1 protein-coding gene is annotated in these 1,717 nt (G+C 64.6%); it reads right to left on the bottom strand.

Annotated elements, in window-relative coordinates:
* Nucleotides 1–26 precede the first annotated feature (26 nt).
* Complete coding sequence (locus tag AABA86_RS33540; RefSeq protein WP_338309787.1) at nucleotides 27–1,610, bottom strand: fatty acid--CoA ligase; 1,584 nt, start codon at nucleotides 1,608–1,610, stop codon at nucleotides 27–29.
* Between the last annotated feature and the right edge of the window lie 107 nt (nucleotides 1,611–1,717).

Below are 1,717 nucleotides of genomic sequence, written 5' to 3'. Positions count from 1 at the left end.
GCTAACCCACCCTACGGCACTGCATCCTAATTCACCCGCCGGTCCTTCCCCGCCCAATACGGCTCGCGCAATTGCCGCCGCAAAATCTTGCCGCTCGGATTCCTCGGTAGCGCCGGCAAAAACTCCACGCTCTTCGGCGTCTTGAAGCCGGCAATGCGCGTCCGGGTGAAGTTGATGATGTCGGTTGCGCTCGCCTCCTTGCCGGGCTTCATCACGACGACGGCCTTCACCGCCTCGCCCCATTTGTCGTCGGGGATACCGATCACAGCGGCCTCCGCGACGTCAGGATGATCGCACAGCGCGCTCTCCACCTCGGCGGGGTAGATGTTCTCGCCGCCGGAGANNCCGGAGATGATCATGTCCTTGATGCGGTCGTGGATGTAGAGATAGCCGTCCTCGTCCATGTAGCCGGCATCGCCGGTGCGCAGCCAACCGTCGGACCGAAGCGTCGCGGCGGTCGCCTCCGGCAAATTCCAGTAGCCGGCCATGTTCGAGCCCGAGCGCGTCGCGATCTCGCCGACCTGCCGCGGCGGCAACGGCTTGCCGTCCACATCGAGGATCGCAAGCTCGATACCCGGCAGCGCCTTGCCGGCCGAGCGCATCCGCTCGAGCCCCTCGACATGATCCTCCGGCGGCAGCGCGACGATGGTGCCCGTGGTCTCGGTCATGCCGTACAGCTGCACGAAGCCGCATTTGAAGACTTCGATGCATTCCTTCAGCAGCGCTGCGGGAATGGGGGAGGCGCCATAGAGCATGTATTTCAGCCTGGAGAAATCGACCGCCTTCGCGCGCGGCTGCCGCACCACGAACTGCATCGCCGCCGGCACCATGAACAGCTTCGTGATGCCCGACTGCTCGAAGAAATCCAGCACCTTGGTCGGATCGAATTCGCGCGCGATCACGCCGCGGGCGCCGTGATAGAGCCCCATCACGCCCCAGCCGGAGCCGCCGATGTGGAAGATCGGCATCGCCACCAGCGAGACGTCGTCGGTCGACCACCGGTTCCATTCCGGCTTGTCCTCGGCGTTGCCCGATTGCACGAGGTTGAGGAAGTTCGCGTGGCTCAGCATCGCGCCCTTCGGCTNNGTGGTGCCCGAGGTGTAGAGCTGGATCGCGATGTCTTTCGTATCGATCGGCACCTTCGGATCCTCGCCGCTCTGCGCATCGCGCCACGCCGCAAAATCCTGCCATTCCGGCGCGCCGCCCTCGGTGGTGATGATGGTGCGCACGCCCGGCAGCTGATCCCTGATCTGGCGGACCTGCGTGACGAACTCCGGCCCGACGAACAGCACCGCGGCCTTGCAATCGTCGACGATGAAGGCGACCTCGGGCCCGGCGAGCCGCCAGTTCACCGGCGCCGTCACGACGCCGGCCTTCATCGCGCCCATCAGCAGCTCGAAATAGAGGTCGCTGTTCTTGCCGAGATAGGCGATGCGGTCGCCGTGTCTGACGCCCATCGCAATCAACGCGTTGGCGACCTTGTTGGTCCTCGCGTCGAATTCAACAAAGCTGGTGAGGCGGCCCTCGAACTCGTAGGCGATGGCGTTGCCGCGGCTCCTGGCGCGCTCGCGCACCATGTCGGCAAGAGTTGCCAATGGCTGTGTGGACATGTTTCTCCCGTGGCGTCTTGTTTTTATGCCTGGGAGTGTGGCGACATCCGCGGGCGGAGGCAAGACGGGAGAAGTGAAGAGATGGTTTCGTGTCCCGGACGCGCTGC

The organism is Bradyrhizobium sp. TM233 (genome assembly GCF_036247965.1).
In the GTDB taxonomy this organism is placed as follows: Bacteria; Pseudomonadota; Alphaproteobacteria; order Rhizobiales; family Xanthobacteraceae; genus Bradyrhizobium; species Bradyrhizobium ottawaense.
This window is presented reverse-complemented; position numbering and strand designations above follow the sequence as displayed.